This is a genomic window from Stenotrophomonas sp. TWI819 (assembly GCF_039673075.1).
GTDB lineage: Bacteria > Pseudomonadota > Gammaproteobacteria > Xanthomonadales > Xanthomonadaceae > Stenotrophomonas > Stenotrophomonas rhizophila_B.
Genome location: NZ_JBDJKY010000007.1, coordinates 228376 through 251878 on the forward strand (window position 1 = coordinate 228376; position 23503 = coordinate 251878).

Below are 23503 nucleotides of genomic sequence, written 5' to 3' on the forward strand. Positions count from 1 at the left end.
ATGTCAATCCCTTCATCGGCATGAAGCGATATATATTCCAGATGATCATCAGTCGCGCATACTCCGGGATCCTCCCTGCCCGGCCGACGCCTTGCGCTGCCTACGTTTCACTGCCCTGACGCTGATGATGATCCCGGTGCTGAACGCCTGGGCCGCCCGGGGGGCGAACTGGCGGAACGGCTGGCGACTCGACCGTCCTGCTGTCGCTACCCCAGCCCAGCGCGCCGCGGGTGTGGAGGCGCCGGCCTTGGCGGCGCTGACCCTGGAAGGGGCTGGCGACCGCTGGCAGGCCCGGGTCGACAACCGCGTGGCCGGGCCGGTCCAGGTCGAACTGCGACCCGCCGCCGGCGCCGCGGCGCTACCGGGGCTCCCCCTTCAGACGGTGGTCGCCGCAGGCGCCAGCGTCGTGGTGACCCACCTGCAGCCGCCGGCCGGCAGTACCGCGATCCGGCTGGATCTGACGGCCGTTCCGGGCGACCCCGGCGCGCGCGCGCAGGACGTCACCTACCAGTTGCCGTTCGATGCCGCCCGCATCCAGGTCAGCCAGGCGCCGCGGGGGCGGTTCAGTCACCACGATGCGGAGAACCGCGAGGCCATCGACTTCGCCCTGCCCGAGGGCACGCCCGTACTCGCGGCGCGGGCAGGAACCGTCATGCAGGTGCAGGACGGGTATCAGGGCAATGGGCAGGACCGGGACCAGGATCTGGGCCGGGCCAACCTGGTGCGGGTGCTGCATGAGGACGGCAGCATGGCCGTGTATGCCCACCTGCAGCACCACGGCGTGCTGGTCCGCCCGGGCGAGCAGGTCCTGGCGGGGCAGCGCATCGGGCTCTCGGGCAACACCGGCTACAGCGCCGCGCCGCATCTGCACTTCGCGGTCCAGGTCAATGCGGGCATGCGGCTGCGCTCGATCCCGGCACGGATCGTCAGCCCACACGGCGAGCTGCACTTCGCCCGGACCACGGACGAGGCCGGCGCATCCGCCCTGCCCTGACCCCGGCTACGCCCGCCCCCGTTATACTGGGCGGCTTATCTCCATGAAAAGCGCCCCGGGCGGGCGCGTCACGCCATGTCCGAAGTCGCTACCGAAGCTGCGCGCCGCCGCACCTTCGCCATCATTTCCCATCCTGACGCCGGCAAGACCACGCTGACCGAAAAGCTGCTGCTGTTCGGCGGTGCGATCCAGATGGCCGGTTCGGTCAAGGGCCGCAAGGCCGCGCGCCATGCGACCTCCGACTGGATGGCGCTGGAAAAGGAGCGCGGGATCTCGGTCACCTCCTCGGTGATGCAGTTCCCGTACGAAGGCAAGATCGTCAACCTGCTCGACACCCCCGGCCACGCCGACTTCGGCGAGGACACCTACCGCGTGCTCACCGCGGTGGACTCGGCACTGATGGTGATCGACGTGGCCAAGGGCGTGGAAGAGCGCACCATCAAGCTGATGGAGGTCTGCCGGCTGCGCGACACGCCGATCATGACCTTCATCAACAAGCTCGATCGCGAGGGCAAGGAGCCCATCGATCTGCTGGATGAAGTGGAAAGCGTGCTCGGCATCCAGTGCGCGCCCGTCACCTGGCCGATCGGCATGGGCCAGCGCCTGAAGGGCGTGGTGCATCTGATCAGCGGTGAGGTGCATCTGTATGAGCAGGGCCGCAACTTCACCCGCCAGGATTCGACCATCTTCCCCTCGATCGACTCGCCGGAACTGGCCGAGAAGATCGGTGAGCGCATGCTGGCCGACCTGCGTGACGAGCTGGAGCTGGTGCAGGGCGCCAGCCATCCGTTCGACGTGGAGGCCTATCTGGCCGGCAAGCAGACGCCGGTGTTCTTCGGCTCGGGCGTGAACAACTTCGGCGTGCAGCCGCTGCTGGACTTCTTCGTCGAGCATGCGCCGTCGCCGCAGCCGCGCGCCACCACCGGCCGCGTCATCGCACCGCAGGAAAACAAGCTCACTGGCTTCGTGTTCAAGATCCAGGCGAACATGGACCCGCAGCATCGCGACCGCGTGGCATTCATGCGGGTGTGCTCCGGCCGTTTCGTGGCCGGCATGAAGACCTTCCATGTGCGCACCGGCAAGGAAATGAAGCTGGCCAATGCGCTGACCTTCATGGCCAGCGACCGCGAGATCGCCGCCGAGGCGTGGCCGGGCGATGTGATCGGCATCCACAACCACGGCACGATCTCCATCGGTGACACCTTCACCGAAGGCGAAGCCGTCAGCTTCACCGGCATCCCGAACTTCGCGCCGGAGCTGTTCCGCCGCGCCCGCCTGCGCGATCCGCTCAAGCTCAAGCAGCTGCAGAAGGGCTTGGCGCAGTTGTCCGAAGAGGGCGCGACGCAGTTCTTCCGCCCCCTGATGAGCAACGACCTGATCCTGGGCGCGGTGGGTGTGCTGCAGTTCGATGTGGCCGCTTACCGCTTGAAGGACGAGTACGGCGTGGAAGCCACCTTCGAGCCGGTCAGCGTGACCACGGCGCGCTGGGTCACCTGCAGCAACGAGAAGAAGCTGGAGGAGTTCCGCGAGAAGAACGCAGGCAACCTCAGCATCGATGCCGCCGGCCAGCTGGTGTACCTGGCACCGACGCGCGTCAATCTGCAGCTGGCGCAGGAACGCGCGCCGGACGTGCGCTTCGCGGCCACGCGCGAAGCCGCGCACAGCGTCTCGGTCAGCTGATTGCTCAGCCGATCTATCGGCTGAACGGCCGCGCGTGCATGCGCGGCCCATCTTGGCGATGATAGGGGGGAGCGGGCTCCCCCTCCCCGCACATCCGATCATCGCCATGACCTCTGTCGTTTCCGTTCGAGAAGAAATCGCCAGCGCCTTGACCCACGGGCTTGGCGCCGTTGCTGCACTGGCTGGCAGTGCGGTACTCATCACCCTGGCCGCCATCTATGGCGACGGCTGGCAGCTGGCCAGCGCGATCGTGTTCGGCGTGGCGCTGTTGCTGTTGTATACGGCGTCCACGCTCTATCACGCGATCCAGCATCCGGTCGCGAAGGGCCGGCTGAAGGTGTTCGATCACTGTGCGATCTATCTGTTGATCGCCGGTACGTACACGCCGTTCACGCTGATCGGTCTGCGCGGGGGTCCGTGGGGCTGGGGCATGTTCACGGCGATCTGGGCGCTGGCACTGTTCGGGGTGGTGTTCAAGCTGTTCTATACCGGCCGGTTCAAGCTGTTGTCGACGATCATCTATATCGCGATGGGCTGGATGGTGATGGTGGCGATCAAGCCGATGTGGCATTCGCTGGATGCGTGGACGCTGGGCTGGCTGTTGGCCGGCGGTGTGTTCTATACGCTGGGGACGGTGTTCTATCACCGGGAGTCGGTGCCGTATTCGCATGCGATCTGGCATTTGTTCGTGATCGGCGGGAGTGTGTGTCACTTCGTTGCGGTGACGGCGCAGATTCTCTGACTGCTGTTTTTCTGCCAGGCAAGTGCGACGGCACCCGGACCAGCGAGAGCACGAGCAACAGCAACAGCAAGAGCGAGACCAAGAGCGACTCGGGCGTCAGGAATGCGCCAGGCGGGGTCGGCACGGGTGGGTCGGCGGGACACGCCGTGAATCCGTCCCTGGAGGCTCATGTCGCGCCATCCATGGCGCTCATGGTCCCGCCAACCCACCCGCACCACCCCGCTCACGGCTGGCTGGTGGCCTGGGAAGATCAAGGTCTGAGCTGGATCAAGTGCCTGGTGCCGCGGTGCATGGCGACGGTCGGCACGCGCCACCCTGACACTACGCTTACCAATGCTTCGCGTTGCCTGCACGATGCAAGGGCAACCATGAGGATGTGAATACTGTCCCGTCCCCTGCTCCGTCCGATGTGTCTTCCCGTTCGCGCTGGCGCTGGCGCCGTCCTGGCAAGCGGGGGCAGCGGTGGTTGGCGATTCTGGTGTTTCTGTTTGCTGCGCTGCTGATCCTGATTGCGTTGTGGGATTGGAACTGGTTCAAGGGGCCAGTGGAACGGGCGGTTCAGGCCAAGACCGGGCGGGAGTTCCATATCCATGGGGATCTGGATGTCGATCTGGGCCGGGTGACGACGGTGCGGGGCGATGGGCTGACCTTTGCGAATGCGACGTGGGCCAAGCAGCCGCAGATGGCGACGGCGGATCGGGTGGAGATCGATCTGCGGGTATGGCCGTTGCTGCGTGGCCAGGTGCGGATTCCGGAGATCCGGTTGACGCGACCGGATCTGTTGCTGGAAACAGCCCCGGAGAAGAGTCAGCCGGGCAATTGGGATTTCCTGGGGCCGAGCGACGGTGATCCGCCGGTGCTGCAGCGGTTGTTGGTCGATGATGGGCGACTGCAGTTCCGGGATGCGGCGGGCCGGACCGATGTGCTGGTGTCGCTCGACAGTGGCAAGCCACGCGACAAGGACAGTGGTCCGCCGCTGCTGGTGAAGGGCAAAGGACGCTGGCAGGGCAATCCGTTCTCGCTGGAGGGCAACACCGAGTCGCCGTTGGAGCTGACCAATACCGGGCATCCGTTCCGCATCCATCTGGATGGGCGCGCCGGAGATACGCATGCGATCGCCAGTGGGACGTTGACCAATCCATTCCAGCTGCGCGTGTTCGATCTGGAGTTGATGCTGAGCGGGCAGGATATGGAGGATCTGTATCCACTGATCGGGGTCGCCATGCCCTCCACACCGCCTTACAAGCTCAAGGGGCAGCTCAAGCGCGACAACGCGATCTGGCGCTATGAGAATTTCACGGGTACGGCCGGTGACAGTGATCTGGGCGGGACCGCGCAGATCGATGTGAGCGGTGACCGGCCGTTCCTGAAGGCGGATCTGGTGTCCAAGCGGTTGGACTTCGACGATCTGGCCGGGTTCATCGGAGCGCCGCCGAAAACCGGTGCGGGGGAATCGGCCAATGCCGAGCAGAAGGCCCAGGCGGCTGCGCTGGCGGCACGTGCCAAGGTGCTGCCCGATACGCCTTACAACCTGTCCAAGCTGCGTGCGATGGATGCCGATGTGCGCTGGAAAGCCCAACGGATCAATTCCCCCGTCCTGCCATTGGATGATATGGATGCCCATCTCAAGCTCAACGATGGCCTGCTACGACTGGAACCGTTGAACTTCGGTGTTGCCGGCGGTGATATCCGCAGCACCATCCGCATGGATGCGCGCAAGCAGGCCATCTCCACCCAGTTGCAGGCCACCATCCGCAAGGTGCAGCTGGGCAGACTGTTCCCGGATGCAACGCTGGCCGAGCAGGCGTCGGGCGGTATCAGCGGTGATATCAACCTGACCGGCCATGGCAATTCGGTGGCAGCGATGCTGGGCAGTTCAGACGGCGCGGTAGCCCTCGGCATCGGCCGCGGGCATGTCGGCAATCTGATCATGGAACTGGCCGGGCTGGATGTGGCCGAGTCAGTGAAGTTCCTGTTCACCGGCGACAAGCAGATTCCGCTGCGCTGCGCGTGGGGCGATTTCGCGGTGGACAACGGCGTGATGCAGTCGCGCTCGCTCGCCTTCGATACTACCGACACCCTCATCCTCGGCGAGGGCAAGGTGGATCTGAAACAGGAACAGCTGGACCTGCTGCTGCGGCCACGCCCGAAGGACATGAGCATCCTGGCGCTGCGCTCGCCACTGCGCATTGGTGGCACCTTCAAGGATCCCTCGTTCCGCCCGGATTTCAAGGCGCTGGGCATCCGCGGGGCGATCGCGCTCGCGCTGGGCAGCATCGCGCCGCCCGCAGCCCTGCTGGCCACGATCGAGACCGGCCCGGGCGAAGACAGCAACTGCGGTGGCCGTTACGCCAAGTGAGCAGATGCGGTCATGGCCGGATGCCGGCCGCTGACCGGCCATCCGGGCAACATCCAGGGCCGCTCAGCCGGCGACGATGTACTGCTGCAGTTGATCGAGTTTCTGCGCCTGTTCGTCGATCACCGATTTGACCAGATCGCCGATCGAGATCACGCCCAGCACGCCCGTGCCGTCGACCACCGGCAGATGCCGGATGCGGTAATCGGTGACCAGTTGCAGGCAGTGTTCCACCTGCTCGCCGGGCGCCACCGTCACTACCTTGGGGGTCATGATCTCGCGCACCTCGGTCGTGCGTGACGAGCGCTCATGCAGGACGATCTTGCGCGCGTAATCGCGCTCGGAGAGGATTCCGACCAGTTGCCGGCCCTCCATCACCAGGACCGCACCGATGCCTTTTTCGGCCATCAGCCGGATGGCGTCGATCACCGCCGATGTCGGCGCTACGGCAAATACCTCAGGGGACTTGCCTTCCAACAGCTGTCGTACCGTGGTCATCTCGCTGCTCTCCACCGATGGGATGCACGGCCGAGTCTGCCACGAACGGCGCCTGCCAGGTGTCAACCAGATACAGCGGGCGCTGTTTGGATTCCTCATAGAGGCGGCCGAGGTATTCACCGATCAGCCCCAGTGCGATCAGCTGGATGCCGCCCAGGAACAGGATCACCGCCATCATGGTCGGCCAGCCCGCGACGCGGTCGCCGTACAGGGCCGCTTTGAGGACGACCACCAGTGCGAACAGGAACGCGAAGCTCGCTGCGGCCAAGCCCAGGTAGGTGGTCGCACGCAGCGGCGCGGTCGAAAATCCGGTGATCCCTTCCAGCGCGAAATTCCACAGCCGCCAGACGCTGAACTTGCTCTCGCCCACCAGCCGCGCGTGGCGATGATAGGGCAGCGCCTTGCGGCGGAAACCCACCCAGCCGAACAGCCCTTTCATGAACCGGTGGCGTTCACGCAGCTGGCCAAGTGCCTGCAGCGCGCGCGGGGAAAGCAAGCGGAAATCCCCGGTATCGGCGGGAATCGGCGTGTTGGACAGGCGGCCGATCACCCGATAGAACGCCTTCGCGGTGGACCGTTTGAACCAGCTCTCGCCATCGCGTTTCAGGCGCGTGCCATACACGTTGTCATAGCCCTGCTGCCAGAGCGCGACAAACTCGGGAATCAGCTCCGGCGGGTCCTGTCCATCGGCGTCGAGAATCATCACCGCGCCGTCGTCGACGAAATCCAGCCCGGCGGTCAGCGCCGCCTCCTTGCCGAAGTTGCGCGACAGCCGCAGCACGCCGACGCGGGGGTCCGCGTCCGCCAACCCCTGCATCACCTCCCACGAGGTATCGGTACTGCCGTCGTCGACATACAGCACCCGGCCATCGATGCCACCCAGGTCGTCGAGCACCGCGCACAGACGCACGTGCAGCATCGGCAGGGCCAAGGCTTCATTGTGGGCGGCAACCACGACGGTCAGGCGTTGGGCGTTCATGCCGCGATTGTAGCGTCAGCCAATCACGTACATGAATGCTCAGTCGTCGCCCAGGTAAGCGTTGCCGCCAAGCTGGCGGGCCTGCCGCTGGATCCAGGCCGCACGGCGCTGCACGTAGGGGCCCGGCTTGGCGGCGTTGTAGCGGCGCGGCGAAGGCAGCACCGCGGCGAGCCGTGCGCTTTCGGCCGGGCTCAGGCGCGAGGCGTCCTTGTTCCAGTACTGCAGGGACGCCGCCTGCGCGCCATAGATGCCGTCGCCGAACTCGGCGATGTTGGCGTACATCTCCAGGATGCGCGACTTGGGCCACAGCGCTTCGATCAACACCGTGTACCAGACCTCCAGCCCCTTCCGGATCCAGCTGCGGCCCTGCCACAGGAACAGGTTCTTGGCGACCTGCTGGCTGATCGTGCTGGCCCCGCGCAGCCGGCCACCGCGCGCGTTGTGGTCGCGCGCCTTCTCGATCGCCTGCAGATCGAAGCCATTGTGGTCCGGGAAGCGCTGGTCCTCGGCAGCCACCAGCGAAATGGGCAGGCTGGGCGCCATCTGGTCCAGGTCACGCCACTGGTAATGCAGGCGGTAGCGCCAATCGCCCTGCCCCAGCGCCTCGCCGTAGCGCCACACCATCACGCTGGACACGGGCGGATCGATGAAGCGCAGGGCCAGTACCTGCAGCACGCTGATGCCGACGAACAGCACCGGCAGCCACAACAGGCGTTTCCAGCGCCAGCGGCGCGGCGGTGACGGTTCCAGGTCCGGCTCGACCTTGAGGTTGCTGCGCTCTGCCCCCATTACTGGTGCATCCTTTACTTGCACGGTTGTCGGCGCATTATCCGGCAACCGGCACTCCTTTCGCGCAGCCACCGAACCGATGACCGCCCAGACCGACACCCTTGCCCGTTTCCTGCTCCCCGATGCCGGCGTCCGCGGCGTGCACGTGCACCTCGATGCGACCTGGCAGGAGATCCTGTCCCACGCCGCCTACCCGCCCGGTGCGGCCGAACTGCTCGGCGAAGCGAGCGTCGCCTCGGCGCTGTTCACCGGCCACACCAAGGTCGATGGCCGGCTGTCCATCCAGCTGCGCAGCAACACCGCGCTGCGCACCCTGTTCGCCGAGTGCACGGCCGCTGGCACCCTGCGCGGCATCGTCCAGTTGGCAGACGACGGTGGTGATGCCCCGCGCGATCTGACCGCCCTGGGCGATGATGCGCTGCTGGCGATCACCATCGAGAACCCCGGTCTGGACCCGCGCGAACCGCAGCGTTACCAGAGCCTGGTCGGACTGACCGCGGCCGGCCTGGACGAGGCATTCGAGGATTACTTCCGCCAGTCCGAGCAGCTGCCCACCCGGCTGCTGCTGGCCGCCGATGGCACCCGCGCTGCCGGCCTGCTGCTGCAGAAGCTGCCGGGCGATGAAGGCGACCAGGATGGCTGGTCGCGTGCCAGCGCGTTGTTCGAGACCCTGGGCAAGCAGGAACTGCTGGACGTGCCCGGCCACGACCTGCTGCATCGCCTGTTCCATGAAGAGCACCCGGAACTGCTGGGCGACAAGGCGCTGCGCTTTGCCTGCTCCTGCTCGCGCGAGCGCGTCCAGGGCATGCTGCAGTCGTTGGGCGAAGAGGAAGCACGGGCGGCCGCCGAGCCGACCGGCGCGGTCGAAGTGCGCTGCGAATTCTGCGGGCAGGAGTATCACTTTCCGTTGACGGAATTCGACATACTGTTCCGCGAGATGGATGTATCTTCGCCGGCACCTGAACGGCTTCAGTAATTTTGGTACGAGTTTTGTTCTGGGGAGAACCAAGACTTGTTAAGAAATCATAAACGCCCTAGGATCAATGTCCCGCTTCGGCGGGAACTTGTCATCACCGCGCTTGTCTGAGAGTTCCCATGCATCCCCTTCTGCGTCTACCGCTGGCCCTGATGATCGCCCTTGGCGCGGTCTCGGGCGCGCATGCGCAGGCCAAGGGCAGGCAGGACGGTACGGTGCTGCCGGTCTGGAACAAGGGCAGCGGCAAGGTCGAGGCGCTGCTGTACCTGGAGCCGACCGGCGAACAGGCCGTCGGCGCCCGCTGGCACTTCGGGCGCAGCTCGCTGGATGCGGCCTTTGGGCTGTCCTCCGGTGATTCGCTCGGCCTGCTGTGCAACAGCAGCCGCGGCACCAGCATCAGCGGGTTGGCCAGTCATTGCATGCTGGCCACTCTGGGCGATGAAGAAGACACCACCCTCAGCCGTCGGGTCAGCGGCACCGCCGCCTTCAACCGGCCCGGTGGGCGCGTAGGCATCACCGCCGGCAGCGGCCGTGACACCCTGCCAGCCTGGCTGGCCGGCCCGAACAAATCGCCGTCGCTGCGCGCCGAACAGAACGATCTGACCGTCTTCGGGCAGAAGAACATCGGCCGCGAAGGCTTCGTGTCGATCGGCGGCACGTATGCGAAGGCACGCCTGGTCCCGATCGCGGATGCCTCGCCGGCCATCGTCGACCGCTGGGACAGCAAGAGCCTCACCCTCGGTGCCGGCTATGGCAATTTCAGCGGCAACATCATCGGCCGCGTGGTCGATGTTCCGGGTCAGCCCGGCAAGTGGGAAGGATTGGGCGTCGGCTTGACCTGGCGCACGCCCTGGAGCGGCCAGCTCACCGTAGGTGCCGAGAACGTCGTCACCCGCGGCAAGAATCCGTTCGCTCCGCGCAATGAGAGCACCGACGAAGGCACCGTGCCCTACGTCCGCTACGAGCAGGACCTGTAAGCCCTCGCCGATTGGCCTGCAACGGGCCTGCAATGGCAAACGGGTGATTCCTGCCCCCGACACCTGGATGGATTGACCGCTGCATGCCCCACGGCGGCATTGCCGTGCGCGCGTTCACCGTGGCCCTCATTACCGTCGGTCATGTAAACGATTCCTAGCATAAGGCGTGCCGAAACGCCCGCTGACGGGATAATCACGACGCTTCAGGAACGCGGCGCCCGGTCGTGTGCGAGCCCTCACGGCCGCCCATTCAGGCAAAATCGATACAAATCGACATAAAAAATGTGCCAAAAGTCATCCCATCTTAGGCACCGCCAACCGGCCCGAAGCACTGATCGAGCCCGCAAAGCCCTGTGGGAGAAGGACTTTGCCGAATTTCACCTAAATCACATGAAGTATTAACGGGTCTTTAATTTCTTCTAATACGTGGTTACTATCGAGTCAGCTTCGCGACTTGGAGACGCCTTTCGTCTCCGCGCAGAGGCCCATCCCAGAACCCGTAGTACCCAAGTCCATTTGGAGAGAGAGAGCCAATGAAGTACAGGACAAATAAGCTGCGTGACGCTATCGCGTTCGCACTGGTGGTGACCGCTGGCAGCACCGGTGCTGCCTATGCCCAGGAAACCCAGACCCTCGACAAGATCGAAGTCACGGGTTCGCGCATCAAGCGCGCCGACGTGGAATCGTCGCAGCCGGTCTTCACGATGAGCCGCGAGCAGATCCAGGCCCAGGGCCAGACCTCGATCGGCGACATCATCCAGAACATCGCCACCAGCGGTTCGACCCTCAACAGCACCTACAACAACGGTGGCAACGGCGAAACCCGCGTGAACCTGCGCAACCTGGGTTCCAGCCGTACCCTGGTGCTGGTCAACGGTCGTCGTTGGGTCGGTGGTACCGGCCTGGGTGGCGCGGTCGATCTGAACACCATCCCCTCCGCAGCCGTCGAGCGCATTGAAGTCCTGAAGGACGGCGCCTCGACCATCTACGGTTCGGACGCCATCGCCGGCGTGGTCAACATCATCCTGCGCAAGAACTTCGACGGTGCAGAAGCCAACGCCTACTACGGCCAGTACGACAAGGGCGACGGTTCGCGCGAGTCCTACGACTTCACCATCGGTTCGGCCGGTGAGAAGTGGCACGCCACCCTGGGCGTGGGCTACGTGAAGGAAGAAGCGGTGTGGGCGGGCGACCGTGCCATCTCGGCGGTGCCGGTCTTCGGCTCCGTGCCGTACACGGGCAACAGCTCCACCACGCCGGAAGGCCGCTTCGGCTACTTCCAGCAGGTCGGCACCAATCCCAACGGTACCCCGCGCTTCGGCGCCGCCCGTCCGAACGGCAGCGAAGGCTACTTCATCACCGGCAACGGTGGCACCACCTGGCGCAACTACGGCCAGGCCGACAGCTTCAACCACGCCCCGGGCAACCTGCTGATCACCCCGCAGGAACGCACCTCGATCTTCGCCGACGCCGGTCTGGACATCACCGACAATGTCCGCTTCAAGACCACGGTGACCTACAACGAGCGTGAATCCGAGCAGATCCTGGCCGCCATGCCGATCGTGCTGGGCCGCGCCGCGCCGGGCACCAACGGTGCCAACATCGTCATCGACGCCGACAACATCTACAACAACACCGGCCGTGATATCGACTACATCCAGTACCGTGCCAACGAGACTGGCGGTCGTATCTACAAGCAGAACGTGAAGACCTACGCGTTCAACGGTGCCTTCGAAGGCGACTTCGAAGTGAACAGCCGCTTCTGGAACTGGGAAGCCGGCATGTTCTACGGCAAGAACGACCAGACCGACGTCACCACCGGCTTCTTCAACATCTCCGCGCTGCGCAGCGCCCTGGGCCCGTCGTTCGTCGACGCTACCGGCGCTGCACGTTGCGGTACCGCAGGCAGCGTGATCGACGGCTGCGTGCCGATGAACATGCTGAGCGGCGCCGGCTCGCTGACCCAGGAGATGATCGACTATGCCGGTTTCACCGCGCATGACATCTACGGTTACGAGCAGAAGACCTACTACGGCAGCATCGGTGGTGAACTGTTCGACCTGCCGGGCGGCGCGTTCGCCTTCTCGCTGGGTGCCGAACACCGTGAAGAATCCGGCTTTGACGGCCCGGACGCACTGATCAACTCCGGCGACACCACCGGCAACGCCCGTACTGCGACCGACGGCAGCTACAAGCTGGACGAAGCGTACCTGGAACTGGCGATCCCGCTGCTGTCCGGCGTGACCGGCGCGCAGCTGCTGGACTTCAGCGTGGCGACCCGCTTCTCTGACTACAGCAACTTCGGCAACACCGTGAACAGCAAGTTCGGTTTCCGCTGGAAGCCGATCAACGACCTGATGATCCGCGGTAACTGGTCCGAAGGCTTCCGTGCCCCGACCATCGCCGAGCTGTACCAGGGCGTGAGCGATACCTTCGAAGACGTCGCCGATCCCTGTGCCGGCGTCCGTACCAACAATCCGAACACCCCGCCTGCCAGCTGCGCCGGCGTGCCGCCGTACAACCAGTCCAACTCGCAGATCCGTACCACCACCGGTGGCAACCCGGATCTGGGTCCGGAAACCTCGACCTCCAAGACCTTGGGCTTCGTCTACAGCCCCAGCTTCGCTCCGGGCCTGGACGTGTCGATTGACTGGTGGAACATCAAGATCGAAGGTGCCATCTACGCCCAGACTGCCCAGCAGACCCTGGACGCTTGCTACAACCAGGGCGTGTCTTCGCAGTGCGACCTGATCGAGCGTGACAGCACCGGCCAGATCTCCAACCTGCTGGCGGTGCCGAGCAACGTCGGTACGATGGAAGTGGAAGGCTGGGACGTGACCCTGGGTTACCGCATGCCGGATACGGCGTACGGCAGCTTCAGCTTCGTCCTGGATACCGCCTACACCTCCAAGTACACCATCGAAGATCCGGTCACCGAAGGCTACAACCGCGTCGGCAACTATCTGAGCCGCGACAACTACTGGCGTGTGCGTTCCAACCTGCTGGTTGCCTGGCAGCTGGGCGACTTCGGTGCGACTGCATCGGCACGTTACTACTCGCGTCAGAATGAAGACTGCTCGGGCACCGCCTTCGGCGGCGCCAACTTCGCCCTGCTGTGCTCGGATGCCGACCATGTCGGTATCGGTGGCCAGGACGATCCGCAGCGCAAGATCTCGAGCATCACCTACACCGACCTGAGCGCCTACTGGCAGTCGCCGTGGAATGCCCGGATCACCGTGGGCGTCAACAATGCCTTCGATCGCGATCCGCCGCTGTCGTACACCACGTTCGCCAACTCGTTCGACCCGCAGTATGAAATTCCGGGCCGCTTCTTCTACATGCGCTACAACCAGAAGTTCTGATCTGGCTGTAACCGTGTAGCGTTGGACTGCAACGGCCCCGAAAGGGGCCGTTGTTGTTTGGGCGGGACGTGGACCCCGTCAGCAGATCCCACAAAAAAAACGGCCCTCTCGGGCCGTTGTCCGTGCATCAGCTGCTGGACACTCACCCGATCGGAATCAGCGTCTCGATCACATGCTCCACGTAGGCCTCGAAATCCTCGCGCGCCTGCTTGGGCTGCTGCAGCTGCAGCGACAACTGCAGGAAGCCGACATAGGCGGCATACGCCAGACGCGCACGATGCTGCGCGTCGGTACGGCTCAGGCCGGCCTGGCGGAACGAAGCGACCAGATACTCCAGCCGGCGATGCGAAACGCGGTCGATGACCGGGCGCACCATCGGGTGATCGAGCGCCTTGAGCAGCTCGCTGTAGATGATGTGCGGCTGCACTTCATGCGCCACCACCTGGAACAACTGACGCAGGCGTACGCGCGGGTCGGTCACATCGGCCAGGCTGCCGAACACCTGCTCCTGCTCGAACAGCTCCCAGCGTTCCAGCGCGGCCTGCAGCAATGCATCGCGCGAGGGGAAGTGCCAATAGAAGCTGCCCTTGGTGACACCGAGGCGACGCGCCAGCGGCTCCACCGCGACCGCGCCCACGCCTTGTTCGGCAATCAGATCCAGTGCGGCCTGGGCCCAGTCTTCGGCACTGAGGCGGCTGTTGCGGCCGGCACGTGGCTCGCCGGCGGAAGCTTCGGGTTCATTCATAGGTGGATTTAACCATACGCCGGGGTTGGTTGCAGTATGTGTATCGATACAGGACCGCTTCGCGCCTGCTGGCACAAGGGATGGGGCCACCATACTCCGAAGTATTGACATCGCACAGGGCAGGTCCATACTAGCGAGTATGGTCACTCCTTCTTCTACCCTGCCCCGCTTTGACGATGAGCGACTGACCGGCGCGCATGACGCCGTGCTCGCAGCCACGCGTTCGGGCCCGGGGCGCCGCGGCACCGTCCTGTTCGCCCACGGCTTCGGCCAGACCCGGCATGCCTGGAACGCCACCGCGAACGCGCTGGTCGACGCCGGCTACCAGACCCTGGCTTACGACGCGCGCGGCCACGGCGATTCCGACTGGAACCCGGCCGACCTTGCGTATCACGGTGAACAGTTCGCCGATGATCTGATCGTGCTGGCAGGTGAACAGCCGCAGCCGCCGATCCTGATCGCCGCCTCGATGGGCGGTCTGTTCGGCCTGCTCGCCGAGTCGCGCTGGCCGGGCCTGTTTTCGGCGATGGTGCTGGTGGACATCACCCCACGCTGGGATACCGCCGGTGTCGAAAAGGTCCTGATGTTCATGACCGCGCACCCGGAAGGCTTCGCGTCGCTGTCCCAAGCCGCCGACGTGATCTCCTCCTACCTGCCACACCGCCCGCGCAAGTCTGAAGATTCCCTGCGCGCATTGCTGCGCGAGGACGGCCACGGCCGCTGGCGCTGGCATTGGGACCCGCGCCTGGTCGCCGAACTGGCGCGTGACAGCGAACAACAGCAGGACGCGCTTGCCGACGCGGCGCGCCAGGTGAAATGCCCATTGCTGCTGGTCAGCGGTGGCCGCAGCACCCTCGTCACCCCGCAGACGGTGGCCGAGTTCCTTGCGTTGGTGCCACACGCACGCCACGTGCAGTTGCCGGAGGCCACGCACATGGTCGCCGGTGATGACAACAACGCCTTTACCGCTACTGTGTTGGACTATCTGGACGTGTTGCCCTCGGCCTCCGCCGTCGCATCGTCCGCCATTACCGAGCACGTCACCGGAGCACGCTCATGAGCATTGTCGTTCCCTTCCTCGCGATCCTCCTGGCAGGTGCGTTCGTCGCCTACCACCGGATGCGCCTGATCACCTGGACGATCATCAGCTTGGTGCTGCTGGCCGCCTGCTGGTTCATCCCGTACGTCAACCAGACCGCCACGATCGTGGCTGCGGCCATCGTCGCGGTGATCGCCGTGCCGCTGCTGCTGCCTTTCATCCGCAAGCCGCTGCTGACCGCACCGATGATGAAGGTGTTCCGCAAAGTGCTGCCGCCGCTGTCGCAGACCGAGCGCATCGCGCTGGAAACCGGCTCGGTCGGTTTCGAAGGCGAGCTGTTCACCGGTGATCCGGACTGGAACATCCTGCTGAACTACCCCAAGCCGCAGCTCACTGCTGAGGAACAGGCGTTCCTGGACGGCCCGGTCGAAGAGCTGTGCAAAATGGTCAACGACTGGGAAATCACCCACGTCTACGCCGACCTGCCGCCGGAGCTGTGGAGCTTCATCAAGAAGAACAAGTTCTTCGGCATGATCATTCCGAAGGAATACGGCGGCCTGGGCTTCAGCGCCTTGGCCCACCACAAGGTGATCCAGAAGCTGGCCTCGGTGTCGAGCGTGGTCAGCTCCACCGTCGGCGTGCCCAACTCGCTGGGCCCGGGTGAACTGCTCAACCATTACGGCACCCAGGAACAGAAGGACCAGTACCTGCCGCGTCTGGCCGATGGCCGTGAAGTGCCCTGCTTCGGCCTGACCGGTCCGTTCGCCGGTTCGGATGCCACCTCGATTCCCGATTACGGCATCGTCTGCAAGGGCGAGTGGAACGGCGAGCAGGTGCTCGGCGTCAAGCTCACCTTCGACAAGCGCTACATCACGCTGGCCCCAGTGGCCACGCTGATCGGCCTGGCCTTCCGCATGTACGATCCGGACGGCCTGATCGGCAACACCCGCGACATCGGCATCACGTTGGCGCTGCTGCCGCATGATACCGCTGGTGTGGAAATCGGCCGCCGCCACTTCCCGCTCAACTCGACCTTCCAGAATGGCCCGATCCGCGGCAAGGATGTCTTCATCCCGCTGACCCAGCTGATCGGCGGCGCCGAGAAGGCCGGCAAGGGCTGGAACATGCTCAACGAGTGCCTGGCCGTGGGCCGCTCCATCACCCTGCCCTCCACCGCCAGTGGCGGTGCCAAGGCCGGTGCCGTGGTGACCGGTGCCTATGCACGTATCCGCAAGCAGTTCGGCCTGTCGGTCGGTCGCTTCGAGGGCGTCGAAGAAGCGCTGGCCCGCATCGGTGGCAAGGCCTACGCGATCAGCGCGCTGTGCCAGGCCACGGCGGCTGCGGTGGACCGCGGCGACGTGCCGTCGGTGCCGTCGGCCATCGCCAAGTACCACTGCACCAGCATGAGCCGTGAAGTGATCTCGGACGTGATGGATGTGATCGGCGGCAAGGGCATCATCCTGGGGCCGCGCAACTTCGCCGGCCGCAGCTGGCAGGCCGCGCCGATCGCGATCACGGTGGAGGGTGCCAACATCATGACCCGCAGCCTGCTGATCTTCGGCCAGGGTGCGATCCTCTGCCACCCGTGGGTGCTGAAGGAAATGAAGGCCGCGCAGGATCCGGACACCCGTGCCGGCCTGCAGGAATTCGACCGCAGCCTGTTCGGCCACATCCGCTACGGCATCTCCAACGCCGTGCGTTCGTTCTGGTTCGGTCTGACCGGTGCCCGTTTCGGTGCCGCCCCGGGCGATGCCTACACCCGCCGCTACTTCCGCAAGCTGGACCGCTACTCGGCCAACCTGGCGCTGATGGCCGACATCTCGATGATGACGCTGGGCGGCAAGCTGAAGTTCAAGGAATCGCTGTCCGGCCGCCTGGGCGACGTGCTGAGCCACATCTACATGACCAGCGCCATGCTCAAGCGTTACCACGACGAAGGCGCACCGGTGGCCGACCAGCCGCTGCTGGCCTGGGCCTTCCATGACAGCGTGCACAAGATCGAAGAGTCGCTGTCGGCCGCCCTGCGCAACTTCCCGGTGCGTCCGATCGGCTGGCTGATGTGGGCGCTGATCTTCCCGTTCGGCCGCCGTGCCGAGGCCCCGGGCGACCGTCTGGGCCACCGCGTCGCCGCGCTGCTGATGGCGCCCAACGAAGCCCGCGACCGTCTGGCCAGTGGCGTGTTCCTGACCCCGTGCGAGAATAACCCGGGTGGCCGCATCAACAGCTACCTGTCCAAGGCGATCATGGCCGAGCCGGTGGAGCGCAAGTTCATCAAGGCGCTCAAGACCAAGGGCATCGAAGCGCTGGACTTCGTTACCCAGCTGGACGAAGCCGTGGCCGAAGGCGTGATCACCCAGGACGAGCGCACCCTGCTCGAAGAGCTGCGCACGCTCACCTTGGAAACGATCACCGTGGACGACTTCGATCCGGAAGAACTGCGCTCGGCGGGCTACTACAAGCGTGCCCAGCAGGACGCGCAGTCCGAAGCCGCCTGATCCCGGTCCTGGCACCAGGTAAACGACAACGGCGGACTTCGGTCCGCCGTTTCTTTAGGGAGATCTCCGATGTCCGCTCCACTGCTCACGCTTTATCGCCGCATGCAGCGCTGGCCTGCCGGCAACTGGCTGTTCTCGCGCGCGGTGTGTTTCAAGGCACCCTACTTCGCCAGCATCGCCCCGCGCATCACCCTGCTTGAACCGGGCCGCTGCGAAGGCCGCATCGCGCACCGGCGCAAGGTCACCAACCACATCGGCACGGTGCACGCGATCGCACTGTGCAACCTGGCCGAGCTCACCGCCGGGCTGATGGTGGATGCCTCGCTGCCCAAGGGCATGCGCTGGATCCCGAAGGGCATGGAGGTGCACTACCTGGCCAAGGCGACGGGCACCCAGCATGCCGTGGCCACGCCGGAGCAGCCGATCGTGGCGGCCGAGGCGGGTTACGCGCTGCCGGTGAAGGTGCAGGTGCGCGATGACGCCGGCACGGCGGTGTTCGAGGCCCGAATCGCGATGTGGGTGTCGCCGGTCAAGCGATGATCGTTGGCGCAGCCACCCATGGGGTGGCTCCACATCCGATCCGTCTGTCGCAGGGTGGCGTCACGCCATGCGTGGCTGGCGCCTGTCAGGCAGGCACCATCCACCATGCCGCCACGGCCAGGATCGCCGGCACAGCCTGGATGAAGAAGATCCGCTTGTTGACGCTGTACGCGCCATAGCAGCCGGCCACGATCACGCAGCCCAGCATGAAGTTCACCAGCATCGGCAGGTGATCGAACAGGCCCCAGAACAGGCCGGCGGCGAGGAAGCCGTTGTACAGCCCCTGATTGGCCGCCAGCACGCGCGTGGCCTGCGCCTTTTCAGGCGTATTGCGGAAGGTCTTCAATCCCAGCGGCTTGGTCCACAGGAACATTTCCAGGACCAGGAAGTACACGTGCAGCAGGGCGACCAGCAAGGTCAGTGACAGCGCGATCCAATACATGGGCAGGCTTCCAGAACGTAATGCAGAAAGCTTACTCCGGGCGCTCGCCCGGCAGCTTCTTTTCTTCGCGCAGCAGGCCGAGGGCGGCGACGGTCATGGCACCGGCCACGACCAGGCCACCGAGGAACACGATGTGCGAGCCGAACAGGGACAGCCCCTTGTGCACCCAGGCGAAGGTCAGGTCCGCACCGCGGTAGACCACGGTGTCGATCGCCGCACCGGCCTTGTAGCGCCACTGGCGGTCCACACGGGTGTAGATCGTCTCGCGCGCCGGTTTGGCCAGTGAGAATTCGCTGGCGCGGGTCATGACCTGCACCATCGCCACCATCAGCGGCAGCGGCGAGGCAGCGAGGATCGAGAACCCGATGATGATCGCCACCCCGGGAATCAGCAGTGCGGGTGCGATCCCGTACCGCGACAGCAGCCAGCGCGTCGCGCCGAGCTGGATGACCAGGGTCAGCGCGTTCACGGCCAGATCCACGCGCGAGAAGAACGCCGTGCTGGCGGCCGGGTCGGTGTACAGGCGTCGCACGATCGAGGCCTGCTCGTTGTAGAGCATGGTGCCTACGCCCACGCCGAACAGCACCATCAGCGCCAGCCAGCGCAGCATCGGCTCACGCACGATCAGCTTCAGGCCATCGAACACGCTGCCGCCCATCGGCGTCTCGCCGGAGACCAGTTCCCGCTCCTGTTCGCGTGCCACCGCCCACAGCCGCAGCCGCCAGATGCAGCCCAGGCAGATCAACAGGAAGCCGGCCGAGACCAGCATCAGATTGGCGATGCCGACCCGCTGCACCAACGCCGAGGTAATGATCGGGCCCAGGAACGCCCCGATGGTCCCGGCGGCACCGAGATAGCCGTAATACGCGCGCGCCTCCACGTTGGAGAACACGTCGGCCATGAAGCTCCAGAACACGGCCACCGCGAACAGGTTGAAGACGGTGATCCAGAAGAAGAACGCCATGCCGCGCCCGGGCACGCCGGTTTCGAACATCACGTAGAACCCGAGCAGGGTGACGATGAAGAACCCGTACACCACCGGCAGGAATACCCGGCGCGGATAGCGGCTCACCAGCGCGCCGTACAGCGGCTGCAGCACCAGCATGATGAAGAACACGCAGGTGAACAGGAACTGCAGCACGAAGTCCTGCAGGGCGATTCCATGGCCGGCGAACCACTCGATCAGCGGCAGCGGGAACACCGTCTGCAGATCGGAGGAGGCCGCCATCGCTTCGCGCACCGGGCGCAGCACGTAGTAGCCACTCAGCAGGCAGAAGAAATACAGCGAGGCCCAGATCAGCGGCGGCGAACGCCGCCACGCACTCAGCATCCCACCGGCTGCCGTGCCGGTCCCGGTCGCCGCGGTCATTGCCCGCTCTGCGCGGACAAGGGGCGTTGCAACGGCAGCATGTGGGGAACTCCGGGCGTCGAAGCGCGCAAGGTAAACGATGCACCGCAACATCGCCAGCCTCCGGCACGCCCATCGGCGCAACGCTGCGTGGCGCACCCCGCAGCCCCTGCCTGCCCCAACCTGTCTTATGCTCGGTGCGCACCCCGGCAAGGAGCGGCATGTACGACTACATCGTGATTGGAGCCGGCTCTGCCGGCTGCGTGCTGGCCCACCGGCTCAGCGAAGACCCGGCCTGCCGCGTGCTGCTGCTGGAAGCCGGTCCGCGCGATACCAACCCCTTCATCCACATGCCGGCCGGCCTGGCGCGGCTGGTCAATAACCGCCGCATCAACTGGAATCTGGAGACTGCGCCCGAGCCTGGGCTGGACGGCCGTCGCCTGTGGTGGCCGCGCGGCAAGGTGCTGGGCGGATCGAGTTCGATCAATGCGATGTGCTACGTGCGCGGCGTGCCGGCCGACTACGACGGCTGGGAAGCGGGTGGCGCCACCGGCTGGGGCTGGGACCAGGTGCTGCCCTGGTTCCTGCACAGCGAGCGCAACAGCCGCGGTGCCAGCGCGCTGCACGGCGCCGCAGGACCGCTGTCGGTGTCCGACCTGCGCCACCACAATCCCCTCTCGGCTGCGTTCATCGCCGCCGCTCAACAAGCCGGCCATCCCCACAATGCGGACTTCAACGGTGACCAGCAGCTCGGCGTAGGGCTGTACCAGGTCACCCAGCGCGACGGTGCGCGGTGTTCGAGCGCGGACGCCTACCTGCGCCCGGCACGCCACCGACGCAACCTGACGGTGCTCACCGGCGCGCAGGCGACCGCGCTGAGCTTCGAGGGCACGACAGCGACCGGCGTGCACTATCGACGTGGCCGCCACCACCTCCATGCACGCGCGGCGGTCGAGGTGATCCTCAGCGCCGGCGCCATCCATTCCCCGCACCTGCTGATGCTCTCCGGCATCGGCGAGGCGGACACGTTGCGTTGCCACGGCATCACCCCGCGCGTGGATCTGCCCGGTGTCGGCCGCAACCTGCAGGACCACCTGGACATCTGCACCGTCGTGCACACCACACCCGGCGTCAGCTACGACCGCAGCAACGAGCTGCGCATCGCGGTGGACTACTTTCTGCGCGGTCGTCGCGGTGCCGGCACCAGCAACCTGGCTGAGGCCGGCGGCTTCACCCGCTCATCGCTGGCCACCGATACCGGTGCCGACATCCAGTTCCATTTCGTCCCGGCGATGCTGGACAACCACGGCCGACACCGGCTGCCGGGCGATGGCTACACGCTGCATGCCTGCCCGCTGCACCCGCGCAGCCGCGGGCAGCTGCGTCTGCGTGATGCCGATGCACGCTCACCGCCGCGCATCCACGCCAACTACCTCGGCGATGCGGACGGTCACGACCTGAAAATGATGCTCGAATGCGCCCGGCTGTCGCGCGAGATCCTGCAGCAGCCGGCATTTAACAGCTGGCGCGGTGCGCCGGTCTTTCCCGCCCGCACCGATCTGGACGACGCCGCACTGGAAGCCTTCATCCGGGCCAAGGCCGAGACCATCTACCACCCGGTCGGCACCTGCGCGATGGGGCAACATGCCGAGGCCGTGGTCGATCCGACCCTGCGCGTGCATGGCACGCAGCGGCTGCGGGTGGTGGACGCATCGGTGATGCCGCGCCTGGTCAGCGGGAACACCAACGCCCCGACCCTGATGATCGCCGAGCGTGCCGCCCATTGGATCCGGACCGCTGCAACTGCCTGAACAGGGGTGCGCTGGACCGTCCTTACCGCGCGGTTGACGGATACTTTGGAGATCGGCAAAACCCGCGTATTTTCAATGCGATACGCATTCATCTTCGTTTCGTTTGTGCAATCACGAAAAGCGGCGCTAGAATCGGTCACAGCAGTCGCGCACGGGCACCCACACGATGAACCAGAACAACAGGCGCCGACCGATCCGTTCGGCGGCAACCGGGTTGTTGGGCATGTTGATGCCCATCGCCATGTCTTCCACTGCACAGACACCTGCCGCTGCGCCCGCCGGGTTCCCGGTCAATATCGAGGAATCGGCGCCGAGCGCCGCCCCGCATACCCAGCCTGCCGCGTATCGCACCACGCCGGCCGGCCTGAAAGTGCAGCCGCCCGCGCAGAGCTTCAACGTGGCCTCGATCGAATCGATGGCGCAGCAGCTCACCTACGGCGAGCGCGTACCCGGCATGGCCGTTGCGATCGTCCAGGGTGGCCGCGTACTCAGCGCGCGCGGCTACGGCGTCACCGACGTCAACAACCCGCAGCAGGTCGATGCCCACACCGTGTTCCGGCTGGCCTCGCTGTCCAAGGCCTTCGCCGGCACCATGGCCGGCCTGCTGGTCAACGATGGCACCCTGCGCTGGGACAGCAAGGTTACCGACTACGTGCCCGGCTTCCAGTTGAGCACGCCCGAAGCGACCGAGCGTCTGACCGTGGCCGATCTGCTCAGCCACCGCGTTGGCCTGCCCTACAACGCCTACGACCGCGACGTCGAAGCCAACGCCGAGTACTACACGCTCACCCACAAGCTGGCGGCCACCTCGCTCAAGTGCCTGCCCGGCGACTGCTATGCCTACCAGAACGTGGCCTTCAGCCTGATCGGTGATGTGGTCTACGCCGCCTCCGGCAGCTTCTACGAACAGTCCGTCGAGCGCCGCCTGTTCAAGCCGCTGGGCATGGATGACGCCAGCCTCGGTCTGGCCGGCATCCAGGCCAGCTCGCGCTGGGCGCGCCCGCACGTGCGCAGCCGCAACGGCTGGGTCGCGCTCACGCCCAAGCCGACCTATTACCGCCTCGCCCCTGCCGCCGGCGTCAATGCCAGTGCCAGTGACATGGCACAGTGGCTGCTGGCACACACCGGCCATCGCCCCGACGTCCTGCCCGCCCCGTTGCTGGCCACGCTGCACGCCAGCCTGATCAGCACCCCCGGTGAGATGCGCTCGGGCTGGCGCCGCGAACGCCTGAACTCGGCCGGCTACGCGCTCGGCTGGCGCACCTTCGATTACGCCGGCCATGAAGTGATCTTCCACGCCGGTGCCGTCCAGGGTTACCGCGGTCTGGTCGCGCTGGTGCCCGAACGCGACCTCGGCATCGCCATCATGTGGAATGGTGAAAGCAGCCTGCCCAGCGGCCTGCTGCCCACCGTACTGGACCAGGCCATGGGCCTGCCGACCCAGCGCTGGCTGGACGTGGACACCGACTTCGGCAGCGACAGCCTGATGGCCGAGGATGCCGCCCCGCAAGGCAAGCGCAAGGGCGTTTCGTCGAACCGCGCGGTCGCTTCACCGCGCTGATCCTGCCTGCACGTGGTATCGAAAAAGGCGGCCGGATGGCCGCCTTTTTTGTGGTTTTTGACCCGTCCTGAATTGAGTTGACACCTTTTCCCACAGGAAGAGGAATGTTCAATGGATTCAACACCCAGGCGCAGCCAGCGGGATTACTCGCTGGCCTTCAAATTGTCGG

The 23503-nt window shown here is 65.5% G+C and carries 17 protein-coding genes and 1 pseudogene; 12 read left to right on the forward strand and 6 right to left on the reverse strand.

Annotated features, from left to right (window positions below; translation table 11 throughout):
* Positions 1-124 precede the first annotated feature (124 nt).
* The 4 genes from ABE463_RS11990 (at position 125) to ABE463_RS12005 (ending at position 5775) form a co-directional block, all read left to right on the forward strand.
* Positions 125-994, forward strand: coding sequence for a M23 family metallopeptidase (locus tag ABE463_RS11990; RefSeq protein WP_346468334.1), 870 nt, complete (start codon positions 125-127; stop codon positions 992-994).
* A 75-nt stretch (positions 995-1069) separates the two neighbouring features.
* On the forward strand, positions 1070-2674 hold the full coding sequence (locus ABE463_RS11995; RefSeq protein ID WP_346468317.1) for a peptide chain release factor 3: 1605 nt from the start codon (positions 1070-1072) through the stop codon (positions 2672-2674).
* Between the two features lie 100 nt (positions 2675-2774).
* Positions 2775-3416, forward strand: a complete 642-nt coding sequence (locus tag ABE463_RS12000; RefSeq protein WP_172407499.1) for a hemolysin III family protein — start codon at positions 2775-2777, stop codon at positions 3414-3416.
* 376 nt (positions 3417-3792) lie between these two features.
* A complete protein-coding gene (locus ABE463_RS12005) occupies positions 3793-5775 on the forward strand; it encodes an AsmA family protein (RefSeq protein WP_259259468.1) in 1983 nt (660 codons plus the stop codon).
* A gap of 63 nt (positions 5776-5838) precedes the next feature.
* Here the strand turns inward: ABE463_RS12005 and ABE463_RS12010 are convergent, their stop codons facing one another.
* From ABE463_RS12010 to mtgA, 3 genes are read right to left on the reverse strand one after another with little or no spacing between them, the layout of a single operon-like run.
* Complete coding sequence (locus ABE463_RS12010; protein WP_123730455.1) at positions 5839-6270, reverse strand: CBS domain-containing protein; 432 nt, start codon at positions 6268-6270, stop codon at positions 5839-5841.
* The gene (locus ABE463_RS12015; protein ID WP_346468318.1) at positions 6230-7249 is read right to left on the reverse strand and encodes a glycosyltransferase family 2 protein; all 1020 of its coding nucleotides are present in this window, start codon (positions 7247-7249) and stop codon (positions 6230-6232) included. Before ABE463_RS12015 ends, ABE463_RS12010 begins: the two co-directional genes overlap by 41 nt.
* Before the next feature lie 39 nt (positions 7250-7288).
* The gene (gene mtgA / locus ABE463_RS12020) at positions 7289-8038 is read right to left on the reverse strand and encodes a monofunctional biosynthetic peptidoglycan transglycosylase (RefSeq protein ID WP_346468319.1); all 750 of its coding nucleotides are present in this window, start codon (positions 8036-8038) and stop codon (positions 7289-7291) included.
* Positions 8039-8117: 79 nt separating this feature from the next.
* Here mtgA and ABE463_RS12025 point away from each other — a divergent pair, with 79 nt between their 5' ends.
* The 3 genes from ABE463_RS12025 (at position 8118) to ABE463_RS12035 (ending at position 13353) form a co-directional block, all read left to right on the forward strand.
* Positions 8118-9014, forward strand: a complete 897-nt coding sequence (locus ABE463_RS12025) for an Hsp33 family molecular chaperone HslO (protein ID WP_259259465.1) — start codon at positions 8118-8120, stop codon at positions 9012-9014.
* A 152-nt stretch (positions 9015-9166) separates the two neighbouring features.
* On the forward strand, positions 9167-9991 hold the full coding sequence (locus tag ABE463_RS12030; protein ID WP_346468335.1) for a hypothetical protein: 825 nt from the start codon (positions 9167-9169) through the stop codon (positions 9989-9991).
* A gap of 533 nt (positions 9992-10524) precedes the next feature.
* Positions 10525-13353 (forward strand): TonB-dependent receptor, encoded by a 2829-nt coding sequence (locus tag ABE463_RS12035; RefSeq protein ID WP_346468320.1) that lies wholly within the window; start codon positions 10525-10527, stop codon positions 13351-13353.
* Between the two features lie 142 nt (positions 13354-13495).
* Here the strand turns inward: ABE463_RS12035 and ABE463_RS12040 are convergent, their stop codons facing one another.
* Entirely contained in the window at positions 13496-14098 is a 603-nt protein-coding gene (locus tag ABE463_RS12040; RefSeq protein WP_123730448.1) for a TetR/AcrR family transcriptional regulator, read from the reverse strand.
* 139 nt (positions 14099-14237) lie between these two features.
* On the opposite strand from ABE463_RS12040, the gene ABE463_RS12045 reads away from it, so the two are divergent.
* The 3 genes from ABE463_RS12045 to ABE463_RS12055 all read left to right on the forward strand — a co-directional run bounded on the left by ABE463_RS12045 (position 14238) and on the right by ABE463_RS12055 (position 18172).
* A complete protein-coding gene (locus tag ABE463_RS12045; RefSeq protein ID WP_346468321.1) occupies positions 14238-15158 on the forward strand; it encodes an alpha/beta fold hydrolase in 921 nt (306 codons plus the stop codon).
* Positions 15155-17632, forward strand: coding sequence for an acyl-CoA dehydrogenase (locus ABE463_RS12050; RefSeq protein WP_346468322.1), 2478 nt, complete (start codon positions 15155-15157; stop codon positions 17630-17632). Before ABE463_RS12045 ends, ABE463_RS12050 begins: the two co-directional genes overlap by 4 nt.
* Positions 17633-17701: 69 nt before the next feature.
* Positions 17702-18172 (forward strand): hotdog fold domain-containing protein, encoded by a 471-nt coding sequence (locus ABE463_RS12055; RefSeq protein ID WP_346468323.1) that lies wholly within the window; start codon positions 17702-17704, stop codon positions 18170-18172.
* An 85-nt stretch (positions 18173-18257) separates the two neighbouring features.
* On the opposite strand, the gene ABE463_RS12060 is transcribed toward ABE463_RS12055, so the two are convergent.
* Positions 18258-18614, reverse strand: a complete 357-nt coding sequence (locus ABE463_RS12060; protein ID WP_121038995.1) for a DUF1304 domain-containing protein — start codon at positions 18612-18614, stop codon at positions 18258-18260.
* Between the two features lie 31 nt (positions 18615-18645).
* On the reverse strand, positions 18646-19983 hold the full coding sequence (locus ABE463_RS12065) for an MFS transporter (protein ID WP_346468324.1): 1338 nt from the start codon (positions 19981-19983) through the stop codon (positions 18646-18648).
* Positions 19984-20152: 169 nt separating this feature from the next.
* Between ABE463_RS12065 and ABE463_RS12070 the strand changes: the two are divergent.
* Positions 20153-21773: pseudogene (locus tag ABE463_RS12070) on the forward strand (choline dehydrogenase).
* Between the two features lie 223 nt (positions 21774-21996).
* Positions 21997-23334 (forward strand): serine hydrolase domain-containing protein, encoded by a 1338-nt coding sequence (locus ABE463_RS12075; RefSeq protein WP_346468325.1) that lies wholly within the window; start codon positions 21997-21999, stop codon positions 23332-23334.
* Positions 23335-23503: the final 169 nt, after the last annotated feature.